Source organism: Streptomyces qinglanensis, from assembly GCF_900111245.1.
GTDB lineage: Bacteria > Actinomycetota > Actinomycetes > Streptomycetales > Streptomycetaceae > Streptomyces > Streptomyces qinglanensis.
The window spans coordinates 185,978-199,073 of record NZ_FOGO01000001.1; the positions used below are offsets into that span (position 1 = coordinate 185,978).

11 protein-coding genes and 1 pseudogene are annotated in these 13,096 nt (G+C 74.1%); 7 read left to right on the forward strand and 5 right to left on the reverse strand.

What is annotated here, in order from left to right; all coding sequences use genetic code 11:
- Positions 1-35: 35 nt before the first annotated feature.
- From pepN to pyk, 5 genes are all read left to right on the forward strand, one after another.
- A complete protein-coding gene (gene pepN, locus BMX65_RS00810) occupies positions 36-2,588 on the forward strand; it encodes an aminopeptidase N (RefSeq protein WP_074998715.1) in 2,553 nt (850 codons plus the stop codon).
- A 328-nt stretch (positions 2,589-2,916) separates the two neighbouring features.
- On the forward strand, positions 2,917-4,425 hold the full coding sequence (locus tag BMX65_RS00815) for a pyridoxal phosphate-dependent decarboxylase family protein (RefSeq protein ID WP_079171676.1): 1,509 nt from the start codon (positions 2,917-2,919) through the stop codon (positions 4,423-4,425).
- A gap of 161 nt (positions 4,426-4,586) precedes the next feature.
- Positions 4,587-6,014, forward strand: coding sequence for a lysine N(6)-hydroxylase/L-ornithine N(5)-oxygenase family protein (locus BMX65_RS00820; protein ID WP_074998716.1), 1,428 nt, complete (start codon positions 4,587-4,589; stop codon positions 6,012-6,014).
- Positions 6,011-6,826, forward strand: a complete 816-nt coding sequence (locus BMX65_RS00825; protein ID WP_239501771.1) for an SIMPL domain-containing protein — start codon at positions 6,011-6,013, stop codon at positions 6,824-6,826. Before BMX65_RS00820 ends, BMX65_RS00825 begins: the two co-directional genes overlap by 4 nt.
- Before the next feature lie 198 nt (positions 6,827-7,024).
- On the forward strand, positions 7,025-8,452 hold the full coding sequence (gene pyk, locus BMX65_RS00830) for a pyruvate kinase (protein WP_074998152.1): 1,428 nt from the start codon (positions 7,025-7,027) through the stop codon (positions 8,450-8,452).
- A 114-nt stretch (positions 8,453-8,566) separates the two neighbouring features.
- Here the strand turns inward: pyk and BMX65_RS00835 are convergent, their stop codons facing one another.
- The 5 genes and pseudogenes from BMX65_RS00835 to BMX65_RS00855 all read right to left on the reverse strand — a co-directional run bounded on the left by BMX65_RS00835 (position 8,567) and on the right by BMX65_RS00855 (position 11,289).
- Positions 8,567-8,899 carry a chorismate mutase gene (locus tag BMX65_RS00835; RefSeq protein ID WP_074998153.1) on the reverse strand — a complete coding sequence of 111 codons (333 nt, stop codon included), beginning with the start codon at positions 8,897-8,899 and terminating at the stop codon, positions 8,567-8,569.
- Between the two features lie 192 nt (positions 8,900-9,091).
- A pseudogene (locus BMX65_RS00840) lies at positions 9,092-9,316 on the reverse strand (AraC family transcriptional regulator); the annotation flags it as partial.
- Positions 9,317-9,546: 230 nt separating this feature from the next.
- Entirely contained in the window at positions 9,547-9,792 is a 246-nt protein-coding gene (locus BMX65_RS00845; protein WP_074998154.1) for a hypothetical protein, read from the reverse strand.
- Between the two features lie 70 nt (positions 9,793-9,862).
- A complete protein-coding gene (locus BMX65_RS00850) occupies positions 9,863-10,879 on the reverse strand; it encodes a Ppx/GppA family phosphatase (protein ID WP_074998155.1) in 1,017 nt (338 codons plus the stop codon).
- A gap of 89 nt (positions 10,880-10,968) precedes the next feature.
- The gene (locus tag BMX65_RS00855; RefSeq protein WP_074998156.1) at positions 10,969-11,289 is read right to left on the reverse strand and encodes a hypothetical protein; all 321 of its coding nucleotides are present in this window, start codon (positions 11,287-11,289) and stop codon (positions 10,969-10,971) included.
- Positions 11,290-11,553: 264 nt separating this feature from the next.
- Here BMX65_RS00855 and BMX65_RS00860 point away from each other — a divergent pair, with 264 nt between their 5' ends.
- On the forward strand, positions 11,554-12,444 hold the full coding sequence (locus BMX65_RS00860) for a hypothetical protein (RefSeq protein ID WP_074998157.1): 891 nt from the start codon (positions 11,554-11,556) through the stop codon (positions 12,442-12,444).
- A 74-nt stretch (positions 12,445-12,518) separates the two neighbouring features.
- Positions 12,519-12,983 (forward strand): PPOX class F420-dependent oxidoreductase, encoded by a 465-nt coding sequence (locus tag BMX65_RS00865; protein ID WP_074998158.1) that lies wholly within the window; start codon positions 12,519-12,521, stop codon positions 12,981-12,983.
- Positions 12,984-13,096 lie beyond the last annotated feature (113 nt).

Below are 13,096 nucleotides of genomic sequence, written 5' to 3' on the forward strand. Positions count from 1 at the left end.
TGCCCGGCACACCCGGGTGGGGCACTATGGCGCGCATGGTCGTGTTGACGCGTGCGGAAGCGCAGGAGCGGGCTCGGGTCGTACGGGTGCGGCAGTATGCCGTGGATCTTGACCTGACGCGGGGGGAGGAGGTGTTCGGGTCCACGACGGTGGTGCGGTTCACCGCGCTGGAGGAGGGCGCCGACACCTTCGTCGAGGTGCGGCCGCGGGAGCTGCTGCGGGCCGAGCTGGACGGTGCGGCGCTCGATCCGGGCGAGCTGCGGGAGGGGCGGCTGCCGCTGCGGGGGCTGGCGGCCGGGGAGCACGAGCTGCGGGTAGCGGCGGTGATGCCGTACTCGCGGATGGGTGAGGGCATGCACCGGTTCACCGATCCGGAGGACGGGTGCGTGTATGTGTACACGCAGTGCTGTATGGCGGACGCGCCGCTGGTGTTCGCCTGCTTCGACCAGCCCGATCTGAAGGCCGAGTTCGCGGTGTCGGTGACGGCGCCGCAGGAGTGGACGGTGCTGGGCAACGGGGTGGCGGCCCGGGTGGACGGGGACGGCGGCCGGTGGGAGTGTGCGCCGACGCCGCCGCTGAGCACCTATCTGATGGCGGTGGCGGCGGGGCCGTTCCACTCGGTGCGCACCGAGCACGCCGGGCTGCCGTTCGGGCTGCATGTGCGCAGGTCGCTGGGGCCGTGTCTGGAGGCGGACGCGGCGGAGCTGCTGGAGGTGACGCGGCGCTGCTTCGACCGCTACCACGAGATCTTCGACGAGCCGTATCCGTTCGACTCCTACGACCAGGCGTTCGTGCCGGAGTTCAACGCGGGGGCGATGGAGAATCCGGGGCTGGTGACGTTCCGGGACGAGTTCGTCTTCCGGTCGGCGGTCACGGACACCGAGCGGCAGACGCGTGCGATGGTCGTGGCCCACGAGATGGCGCACATGTGGTTCGGCGATCTGGTGACGCTGCGCTGGTGGGACGACATCTGGCTGAACGAGTCGTTCGCGGAGTACATGGGCTATCAGGTGCTGAGCGAGGCGACGCACTTCACGGACACCTGGACGGACTTCGCGGTGGCGCGCAAGAGCTGGGGGTACGACGCGGACGAGCGGCCCTCGACGCATCCGGTGGCGCCGGATCCGGACGCGGTGCCGGACACGGCGGCGGCGCGGGGCAATTTCGACGGCATCTCGTACGCGAAGGGTGCCTCGGCGCTGCGGCAGCTCGTGGTGTGGCTGGGTGAGAAGAGTTTCCTGGCGGGGATCAACGAGCATTTCGCGCGGCACCGGTTCGGGAATGCGACGCTCGCGGAGTTCCTGGACTCGCTGGCGCGTGCGTCGGACCGGGATGTGCGGGGCTGGGCGGAGAGCTGGCTGCGGACGACGGGTGTGGACACGCTGGTGCCGCGGGTGGGTGAGTCGGAGGCCCGGCAGTGGTACGTGGATGTGGAGCACCTCGGGGAGCGTCCGCACCGGTTGGCGGTGGGGCTGTACGACCGGGCTCCGGCGGACGCGTCGCGGCTGGTGCTGCGGGAGCGGCTGGAGCGGGACGTGCCGGGCGGCGGGGGGCGGCTGACGGTGACGTTGGAGGGGCCGCGGCCGGATCTGGTGCTGGTCAACGATCTGGACTGGACGTACGCGAAGGTGCGGCTGGATCCGGTCTCGTGGGGCACGGTGCGGGCGGCGCTGTCGGGGGTGCCGGGGCAGTTGTCGCGCGCGGTGGTGTGGAACGCGGCGCGGGACATGGTGCGGGAGGGGGAGTTGGAGCCGCTGGAGTATGTGCGGACGGTGCGGGCGCATCTGCCGTGCGAGGGGGACAACGCGGTGGTGCAGGGGGTGCTGGCGTTCGCGCGGGGGCAGGCGGCGGAGCGGTTCCTGGTGGGTGCGGAGCGGGTGGAGGCGCTGGGGCTGCTGGGTGAGGTGTGCGGTGAGCTGTTGGGGGTCGGTGGCGGTGCCGGGGTGGGTACCGGGGGTGGTGCGGTTGCCGGGGGTTCGGGGGTGCGGCTGACGGCTGCCCGGTATTTCATCGACTGTGCGACCGATCCGGCCGAGTTGCTGGCGTGGCGGAGCGCGGGTGAGGTGCCGGGTGGTGGGCCGGTGCTGGACGCGGAGCTGCGGTGGCGGCTGCTGCTGCGGTTGGCGGTGCTGGGCGCGGTGGGGGCGGACGAGATCGAGGAGGCGCGTGCGGCGGATCCGAGTGCGCGGGGTGCGGAGGCCGCGGCCCGGTGCCGGGCGGCGCTGCCGAGTGCGGCGGCGAAGGAGGCGGCCTGGGAGGCGATGTTCGGTCCGGCGGACGCGTTGTCGAATTATCTGTTCACGGCGACGGCGCAGGGATTCTGGCAGCCCGAGCAGGGGGAGTTGCTGCGGGGTTATGTGGAGCGGTACTTCGCGGAGGTGGTGCCGCTCGCGGCGCGGCGGGGTGCGGCGATGGCGGAGGCCGCGGGCCGGTACGCGTTCCCGGTGGCGTTCGTGGACGAGGAGACGCTGGCGCGTGGCGAGGAGTGTCTGACCTCGGGTGAGCTGGTGCCTGCGCTGCGGCGCCGGCTGGAGGACCAGTTGGACGATCTGCGGCGGGCGCTGGGGGTGCGGGCGGCGGTGGCGTGAGGTCGGACCTTCCGGGCGGCAGGGTGGGCGCGGGTCTCTTATCAGATCTGCCGGGCCGTCCGGGGCGATCTACTTCGTTCGGGCGAAGTAGCGCGGGGATCGTCGGGCAGCGGGGCGCACGGCACCTAAGTTAGGTCGCCCTAACCACCCGTGGCCGCCGTCGTGTCGGTCCGCCGTGTTCGAAGGAGCCGCCGTGTCCGCGTTCGCCGTCGATGGCCTGCAGGATGCCTTTCCCGTCCCGGGGGGCCGGGACGTTCCGGGGGGCCGTCCGGGTCCGGAGGGCCGTCCGGGTCCGGAGCCGGGGCGGGGCCCGGAGTCGGGGTCCGGGGTGCGGGACGGTGCGCTGGCGGGCGGTGCGGCCGGTCCGGCGGCACTGCGCCCGCTGCTCGGCGCGGTGCTGGGTGCGCTGTCGCGCGGTGCGGTGGAGCGGGGCGGGCCGCTGCCGGAGGGGGGTCCCGAGGCGGTCGGGGCACGGCTGCGGGCTGCGGTCGGTGCGGTGCTGCCGGAGCAGGGCGTGGGTGCGCGGGAGGCGCTGGAGGTACTGGTCGGTGCGGTGGCGCGGGACGCTGCCGATCCGGCGGAGCCGCTGTGCGCGGCGCATCTGCACTGCCCGCCGCTGGCGGTGGCGGCGGCCGCGGATCTGGCGGCCAGTGCGCTGAATCCGTCGCTGGACTCGTGGGACCAGGCGCCCGCCGCTTCGGAGGTGGAGGCGCTGGTGTGCGGGGCGCTGGCGCGGCTGGTCTTCCCGGGCGCGGGTCCGGGCGCGGGTCCGGATGCCGGGTGCCCGGAGGCGGGACCGGATGAGGGGCCGGACGCCTTGGTGACGACCGGCGGTACGGAGGCGAACCAGCTCGGGCTGCTGCTGGCGCGGGAGCGGCAGGCCGCCGCGGGAGGCCGGGCCCGGGTGGTGTGCGGTGCGAACGCGCATCACAGTGTGCACCGTTCGGCGTGGCTGCTGGGGCTGGAGCCGCCGCTGGTGGTGCCGGCGCCGCGCGGGGTGCTGGATCCGGCTGCTCTGGAGGCGGCGCTGGGCGACCTGGCGCGGGCGGATGCGGGGGCGCGGGCGCTGGTGGTGGCCACGGCGGGGACGACGGACACCGGTGCGGTCGATCCGCTGCCTCGGGTGGCCGAGGTGGTGCGGCGGCGGGGTGCCTGGCTGCATGTGGACGCGGCGTACGGGGGTCCGCTGCTGTTCAGTGCGGCGCTGCGGCAGCGGCTGGTGGGGCTGGAGCAGGCGGACAGTGTGACGTTCGATCTGCACAAGTTGGGCTGGCAGCCGGTGGCGGCGGGGTTCTTGGCGGTGCCGGAGCGGGCGGCGCTGCGGGTACTGGACCACCGGGCCGACTATCTGAACGCCGACGACGACACAGAGGCGGGTCTGCCGGATCTGCTGGGGCGGTCGCTGCGGACCACGCGGCGTCCGGACGTGCTGAAGGTGGCGGTGACGCTGCGGGCGCTGGGGCGGGCGGGGATGGCCCGGCTGGTGGAGCGCACCTGCGCGGCGGCGCGGGAGCTGGCGGACCGGGTGGCGCGGGACGAGCGGTTCGAGCTGTATGCGCACCCGACGGTCTCCACGGTGGTGTTCCGTCCGGTCGGTGGGGACGACGCGCTGGTGGCGCGGGTGCGGCGGCAGTTGCTGGAGCACGGGCAGGTGGTGCTGGGCCGGGCGGCTGTGGAGGGGCGGTTGTGGTGGAAGGTGACGGTGCTCAATCCGGCGGTGCGGGGCAGCGATCTGGCGGCGCTGCTGAAGCTGGTGGCGGAGGCGGCGGGTGCGCAGTCCGCGGGACCGGTGGGCGGGGACTCCTCCGACGCGGCGGACGAGGGAGTGGAGGCGTGAGGCGCGTGGCACGGGCGCGGAGGCCCGACGACCGGAACGAGGACCGGAACAACGGCAGGGACGACGGCAGGGACGACGGCAGGAACAGCGACCGGAACGACGGCCGGAACAGCAGCGGAACCAGGGACGGGGACCGGAACCGGAACCGGGACCGGGAGGCGGTGGAGCCGCTGGATCTCGCGGGGGTCGGGATCGGTCCGTTCAACCTCTCGCTGGCCGCGCTGGGCGACGGGGTGGCCGGGCTGCGGTGCGCCTTCTTCGAGCAGCGGCCGGAGTTCCGCTGGCACCCGGGGCTGCTGATCGAGGGGGCGACGCTGCAGGTGCCGTTCCTGGCGGATCTGGTGACGCTGGCGGATCCGGCGAGCCCGTGGTCTTTCCTGCGGTTCCTGCGGGAGCGGGAGCGGCTGTTCCCGTTCTACTTCGCGGAGCGCTTCCACATCGAGCGGGCCGAATACGACGCGTACTGCCGCTGGGTGAGCGAGCGGGTGCCGGGGCTGCATTTCGGGCACCGGGTGGACGCGGTGCGCTGGAGCGCCGAACGGGACCTGTTCGAGATCGACTTCATCCGGCTGGACGCGCTGGGCGAGGTGTCGGCGCCGGGCAGAGCATACGCGCGCAACGTGGTGCTGGGGATCGGTACGGCGCCGCACGTGCCGCGGGCGCTGCGGCCGTCGGCCCAGGACCCGGCGGTGCCGGTGTATCACTCCGCGGAGTATCTGGACCGGCGGGCCGAGCTGCTGGCGGCCGGGCATGTGACGGTGATCGGATCGGGCCAGTCGGGTGCGGAGGTCTTCCTGGACCTGCTGCGCGGCCGCCCGGCGGGCCGGGAGCGGCTGCACTGGCTGACGCGCAGCCCGGCGTTCGCGCCGATGGAGTACAGCAAGCTGGGGCTGGAGCATTTCACCCCGGACTACACCCGCTACTTCCACGGGTTGGCCGAGCCGGTGCGGGACGGGCTGCTGCCCCGGCAGGGGCAGTTGCACAAGGCGGTGGACGCCGGGACGCTGGCGGCCGTGCACGACGAGCTGTACCGCAGGACGCTGGAGCTGGACCGGGGCGCCGGTGTCCGGGCCGGGGACGGCGGGACCGTCGGATGGCCCGATGTGGTGCTGACGCCCGGGGTGCGGGTGCGGACGGCGGGGCGAGGCGGCGGGTCGCGGCTGGAGCTGCATCTGGAGCATGCCGAGCAGGAGGAGCGGGGTGTCCTGACGACGGACGCGGCGGTGCTGGCGACCGGCTACACGGAGCGTCCGGCGGAGGGGCTGCTGGCGGCGTTGGACGGCTGTGTACGCCGGGACGGTTCGGGGCGGCCGCTGGTGGACGCGGAGTACCGGCTGGCGCTGGACCCCGCGGTGGGAGGTTCGGTGTTCGTGCAGAACGCGGAGCGGCACACGCACGGGGTGGGGGCGCCGGATCTGGGGCTGGCGGCGCACCGCAGTGCGGTGATCCTGAACGCGGTGACCGGCCGGGAGAGTTATCCGCTGCCGCGCCGTACGGCCTTCACCACGTTCGGGCTGCGGGAGGGGTCCGCGGCAGCGGCGGACGGCGGCGCTGCTGATGCGGGGAGGTCTGCCACAGTGTCCGTATGACGCAGATACCCGGAACTCCGCCGCTTCCTCCTCCGCCGCCCCCGCCGCCGCACGGTGCGGACTCCGGTGCCCCGGGCGAGGGCCCGGCGGCGGGTGGCGGTTTCGGTCCGGTGCCGGGGGACTCGGGGGCGGCGCCCTTCGGCACTCCCGAGGCGCCGCGGGTGGCGGTGCGCGGGGAGGCGAGCCTGGAGTTCGACCCGGAGTACGCGCGGATCGGCGTCGTGGTCTCCGCGCGGGGCCGGGACCGGCGCGGGGCGCTGGAGGATCTGACCCGGCGGAACGCGCACGCGCTGGAGCTGGTCAAGAGCTACGGCGACGCGGTGGAGAAGCTGTCGACGGGAGCGTTCAGCGTGCAGCCCGAGATGGTGGACGGCAGTCGGCGGGAGCGGGTGCACGCGTACCACGGGCGGGTGCGGCTGCAGGCCACCGTCACGGACTTCACGGTGCTGGGCGAGTTGACGACGCGGCTCGCCGACCTGGAGCTGACGCAGGTCGAGGGGCCGTGGTGGGGGCTGTGGCGAAACTCGCCCGCGCACCGTTCGGCGCGGCAGCAGGCGGTGCGGGAGGCGGTGACCCGGGCGCGGGAGTACGCGGAGGCGCTGGGCGGGCACCTGGTGGCGCTGGTGGAGCTGGCCGATCTGGGCGCGGAGGGCAGTGGTCCGCCGCGGCTTCCGGCGGCGCCGGGCGGAATGCGGGGGTTCGCCGGGGCGCCCGCGGGTCCGCCGCCCGAGCTGGACCTGGAGCCGCAGCTCCAGACGGTGTCGGCGCAGGTGAATGCGCGCTTCGTGATGAGTCCGCCGCGATTGGGCTGAGGTGCGAGGAGCGCGCGAGGTCCGCCGGGGTGTTCCGTCTCGACGGGTGGGACGGAAGGGCTCGGCGGACGCTCATCAGAGCGAATGCGCGCCCAGTTTATAAGTTGTCCTCGGGATTCAATGGCTATTCGGTAAAGGGCGGTTGGACAATTCTCCGGCGGCGGTTCTTTACGCGCCGGTAAGTCTTAGGCTCGGGCTATGCGCCGAGCAAAGATCGTCAGCACCCTGGGCCCGTCCACCGACTCGTACGAGCAGATCAAGACGCTCGTGGAGGCGGGAATGGACGTCGCCAGGTTCAACATGAGCCACGGCACGCACGCCGAGCACGAGGAGCGCTACCACCGGGTGCGCGCCGCCTCGGAGGAGACGAAGCGGAACGTGGGGGTGCTGGCGGACCTTCAAGGCCCGAAGATTCGGCTGGGCCGCTTTCAGGAAGGCCCTGTATTCCTTGAACGGGGCGACGAGTTCGCCATCACGGTCGAGGACATGGCGGGTGACCGCGCGATGTGCGGCACCACCTATCCGGGCCTGGCCGCCGATGTCACGGCGGGCGAACGCATCCTGGTGGACGACGGCCGGGTCACCCTGGAGGTGGCCCGGGTCGAGGGTCCCGTGGTGCACACGACGGTCGTCGAGGGCGGCATGGTCTCCGACCACAAGGGCCTCAACCTGCCGGGGGTCGCCGTCTCGGTGCCAGCGCTCTCCGAGAAGGACATCGAGGACCTGCGCTGGGCGCTGCGCACGGGTGCGGACCTGATCGCGCTCTCCTTCGTCCGCAGCGGGCACGACATCAAGGAGGTGCACCGCGTCATGGCGGAGGAGGGCCGCCGGCTGCCCGTCCTCGCCAAGCTGGAGAAGCCGCAGGCGGTGGCGAACCTGGAGGCCATCGTCGACGCCTTCGACGGGATCATGGTCGCCCGCGGCGACCTGGGTGTGGAGATGCCGCTGGAGCAGGTGCCGCTGGTGCAGAAGCGGGCCGTCAAGCTGTGCCGCAGGAACGCCAAGCCGGTGATCGTGGCGACCCAGATGCTGGACTCGATGATCGACGCGTCCCGCCCCACCCGGGCCGAGGCATCGGACGTCGCGAACGCGGTGCTGGACGGTACCGACGCGGTGATGCTGTCGGGCGAGACGAGCGTGGGCAAGTATCCGATCGAGACGGTGCGCACGATGGGCCGGATCGTCGAGGCGGCCGAGGAGGACGTCCTCGCCAAGGGGCTGCCGCCGCTGACCGAGCGCGGCAAGCCCCGGACGCAGGGCGGCGCCGTGGCCCGGGCCGCCGCCGAGATGGGCGACTTCCTGGGCGCCAAGTATCTGGTGGCCTTCACACAGTCGGGGGACACGGTGCGGCGGCTGTCGCGCTACCGCTCCCCCATCCCCGTGCTGGCCTTCACCCCCGACCCGGCCACCCGCGCGCAGCTCAACCTCACCTGGGGCGTGGAGGCGTTCCTCGGTCCGATGGTGTCGAGCACCGACGAGATGGTGGACCAGGTCGACGAGATGCTGCTGAAGCTGGGCCACTGCGAACGGGGCGACCTGGTGGTCATCACCGCGGGCTCGCCGCCCGGCGTGCCCGGCTCGACCAACCTGGTGCGGGTGCACCGGCTGGGCGAGGAGGACGCCTGAGCCTGCGCCCGCCGCTCCGGCCTGCCCCGCGCGCGGGGGCCGGTTCCCCCGCGGGCGCCCGGCGCGGCACATCCGCCGGGCCGTGGCCCCCGCGGCGGCCGGCCCGCTGCTCCGTCAGTCGGCCCGCTGCCCCGTTCCGCCCGCGAGCTGCTCGTGGTGGCGGATCACCTCGGCGATGATGAAGTTGAGCAGCTTCTCGGCGAAGGCCGGATCCAGCTTCGCGTCCTGGGCGAGTTCCCGCAGGCGGGCGATCTGCCGTGCCTCACGGGCCGGGTCGGCCGGAGGCAGCCGGTGGTCGGCCTTGAGCCGGCCGACCCGCTGGGTGCACTTGAACCGCTCGGCGAGCATGTGCACCACTGCGGCATCGATGTTGTCGATGCTGTCGCGGAGCGCGGTCAGTTCCGCGCGCACGGCCTCGTCGGGCCCGGGATTGCTGCTGCTGGTCATCGCCCGACCCTATCCGTCCGCGGCAACCGTCTGCGGCGTCCGTCCGCGGCGGCGGATCCGGGCCGCGGTACCGGGGCGGAGCGGTACCGGGACAGACGCCGTACCGGGACGACGCCGTACCGGGACGCAGTGCCCGGCACCGTTGCGGCCCGGCCGGTCGGCACCACGGACGGGAGCGGGCGTGCCTCGGCGTGCTCCGGGGGTGAGCCACAGCAGTGCCGGAGCGACCACCTCGTGCCGGGGGCCCTGCGGGTCGCCGGGGTCGGTGTACCAGCCGCGGCCGCCGCTGATGACGACGGCGACGTGGTGGTCGAGGGTGCGCGGGCCGACCGGGGGCAGCGCGCCGTGCTGCATCCCGACACCCAGGCAGACCAGGCCGAGACGGTGGTGGACGGGGCCCGGCGTGAAGTACCGCATCCAGGACTGGTACCGGTGCTCGGCCACCGCACGCGCTCCCCTCACTCGTCCAGGGGAGCAGCGTACGGTGAGCGCCCCGCGCCGGTCACCGGTGCCGCTCGCGGTCGCCTCCAGGGTGGCGGCGCGGTGGCGGCCGGGGGCCGCGCGGTGACGGCCGGGACGTCCGCCGGTCCCCTCCGGGGCGGCGCGGCGGTCACGGAGGTGACGGTCGGCGGGTCACCGCGGTGCCGTCAGCCGGTCACCTCGGTGACGGTGAAGGTGTCCAGGACGTACTCGGCCTTGCCGTCGTCGCCCACCTTGCGCAGTCCCACCCATGCTCCGCCCTCGTCGGGGGCGGTGAACCGGTAGCTGTGGCTGGCGGGTTCGGTGGCGGCCGGCAGGGGCGTGCGCCGCAGTTCGCGGGCGGCCGGTGCGTCGGCGCAGGTGACCCGGGTCACCTGCCCGGTCCGGCCCGTGTGCACCTCGCCGTTCGCCATGGTCCCGCCTCCGCTCGGCCGCCGTCCCCCGGTTCGGCGTCCCAGCCTCGGTGCGCGGCGGGGCGGCTGCCTATGGACCAGCGTGCGGGGGTGTTGGACTTCCCGCCGCGGCGGACCGGTCCGGCGGAGTCGGGTGGTCGGCGGCGCCGGGCGGGTCGCTGCGGAGTGCGTCGTGTTCGAGCTGGTGGATCAGGACGCCCTCGCGCAGCGCCCAGGGGCACAGCTCCAGTGTCGGCACCTCCAGCAGCGCCATGGTGGTGTGCGCGACGACGGCTCCGGCCAGGGCCTGTCCCGCACGGGACGGTGAGATGCCGGGCAGTGCGGCGCGTTCGGCCGCCGGCAGCCGCGCCAGCCTGCGCAGTTCGCTGCGGAGCCGGCCGCGGTGCAGGTAGCGGGGTGTGAAGGGGCCTTCGCGGCCCGGCGGCGCCCCGCACAGCCGGGCCAACTGGTGCAGGGTGCGCGAGGTGGCCACGGCGGTGTGCGGCCGCTCCCAGCGGATGCGCGCGGCGACGTCCCGCAGTTGGTGCCGCACCAGCCGCCGTACCGCCCGGAGCTGTTCGGGCGGCGGGGGGTCGGCGGTGCCGAGGTATTCGCGGGTGAGCCGGCCGGCGCCCAGGGGGAACGAGAAGGCCAGATCGGGCACCCCGGCGCGGCCGAAGGCCACTTCGGCCGAGCCGCCGCCGATGTCGAGGAGCACCATGGGCCCGGCCCGCCATCCCATCCAGCGCCGCGCGGCGAGGAAGGTCAGCTCCGCCTCCCGGCGACCGGACATCAGCCGCAGTTCCAGCCCGGAGCGTTCGCGTACGGCCGCGAGGATGCGGGCCCGGTCGGGGGCCTCCCGCACGATGGCCGTGGCGAAGGCGGTCAGCCGGGCCACGCCCCAGTCGTCGGCCTCCTGCCGGGCGGCGGCGGCTGCCTCGGCGAGCCGCCGCACGGCGGGTTCGGGCAGCCGGCCGGTGCTGTCCACGTCGTCGGCCAGCCGCAGCCGGTACTTGACGGTGTGCACGGGGAGCGGGACCGCGCCTCCGGCGTCGGCGATCTCCAGCCGCACGGTGTTGGAGCCGACGTCGAGAACCCCCACGCGCACTGCGGACCTCCGGCCGGCCGCGTCCCGCCCCGGCGCGGTCCGCGGGGCGTGCGGGAGCCGGGCCGTGGACGCCCCGCAGCGGGAGTCTCTCAGACGGCGGACACCCGTCCGGTCGCATGGGGCCGCGAACCGGTGCGGTACCCGGCTGTCCGGTGCCGGCCGACGGCACAGCGGCCCTGCAGCCCCTGCAGCGCCTGCAGCCCGGCCCGCACTTCTTCCCCGGTCAGCCCGGTGTACCGGGCGATCCGGTCCACGGTGGCGGCGGTGCCCGGAGCGCCGGTCAGTTCCCGGACCGCGGCGCGCACCCGCTCGCGCAGCTCGGCCGGCTGGTCGCGCAGCGCGCCCGTCCCGGGCTGCGGGTGCGCGTACGGAACACGGTCGTGGACGTGGCGGTGGGGTGCTGCGCACATGGGTACTCGCTCCTCCGAGTCGTGGTGTGGCTGTCCGGCGACCGCGGGAAGCAGCTCGGGTGGCACACCCGTGGTGGTCTGTGCGACCACCTCCCGCGGATGTGCCTGTCCTCCCAAGCACTTGGCATCTCGTATTACCGACGCCTCGGGTCGCAAACCCGGCTGTGTGGCCCGCTCGCCGCGCCCGTCGCTGCCCCGGCCGGGACCCGGTGCGGCGCTATGGTGGCGGAAGACCGGGTGCTGGGGGTGTGCTGGGGGTGTGGGATGGACGGACCGGCGAGCGACCCCGTGGAACGGGGATTTCCGCATCTGGAGACGGTGCGCGAGGCCATCACCGCGCTCTACCGGAGGCTGTCGGCGGACGGCGTCCGCGGCTTCGGCGCCGATGTCGCGCCCGGCGACGTGGCCTTCGCCGACTCCGACGATCTGTACCTGGGCACGCAGCGCATCGCGGGGGTGATGGTGGCGCACCTGCGGTTGCCGGAGGCCCGGGTGATCGTCAGCTTCCGGGAGGGGATGACGCACGCGGCGAACGTCGAACTGGAGGCCGGGCCGGAGTATTTCGTCGAGCTGAACGCCCGGTTCAAGCAGCACCGCCGCGACATCGGGGCCGCCCTCGCGCACGAGGTGACGCATGTGTGGCTGCACCGCCTGGGGCTGGCCTTCGAGGGCACCCGGGCCAACGAGATCCTCACCGACACCGCCGCCGCCTATCTGGGCTCGGGCTGGCTGCTGCTGGACGCGTTCCGGCAGGACGCCCTCACCTCCCAGAAGCTCGGCTACCTCACACCCGAGGAGTTCGGCTACGTCCTGGCCAAACGCGCCCGGCTCTGCGGGGAGGACCCGGCGGTCAAGTTCACCAGCCCGCAGGCGTACGAGGCGTATGTACGGGGCCGCCGCGTCGCGGACCGGGACGAGGAGATGCCGCCGCTGGCCGCGGCGCCCTGGGGAGAGCGGCGCCACTACGTGCGGGACCGGCGGCACGGTGCGGCACGAGGCGGCTCCGCGGGGTACGCCTTCGAGCCGGGCGACGGTGCGGGGCCGCGCGTGTCCTTCCCCTGCCCCACCTGCCGGGTGCGGCTGCGGGTTCCGGTGCGCGGCCGGGTGCGCGCCCGGTGCCGGCTGTGCGGCGCGGTGTGGTCCTGCGACACCTAGCGCGGTCCTCCCCGCCGGATTCCACGGGGCGCCGAGGGCTCCCGCGGGCGTTGCGATGGCGTAGGTTCGAAGGTATGGCTCCCTCGATCGCTACCAACACCCGGGTCGGACTCGACGAACTGCTGGAGTTCGTACGGCCCCGGCACCGGGCCATCCTGCTCACCCGCCGCGCGGACGGCACTCCGCAGGCGTCGCCGCTGACCTGCGGGGTCGACTCCGCGGGCCGGATCGTGGTCGCGACCTACCCGGAGCGCGCCAAGACGCACAACGCGCGCCGGGAGGCCGAGGTGAGCGTGCTGGTGCTGTCCGACGAGTGGAACGGGCCGTGGGTGCAGATCGACGGTGCGGCCGAGGTGCTGGACGTGCCGGAGGCGGTGGAACCGCTGGTCGAGTACTTCCGCGCCGTCTCGGGCGAGCATCCGGACTGGGACGAGTACCGGTCGGCCATGGTCAAGCAGGGCAAGTCGCTGATCCGGGTGACGCCGCAGCGCTGGGGCCCGATCGCGACGGGCGGCTTCCCCGCCCGCCTCGCCTCCTGAGAGCCGCGGAGAGGCTCCTCGCCCCAGTCCGCTCGCCACGGCCTCCAGCAGGACGAAGGGCGCGTCGAGCGGTACGTCCTGGCCGCCGGTCACGACGCGCCCTTCCCGTCAGC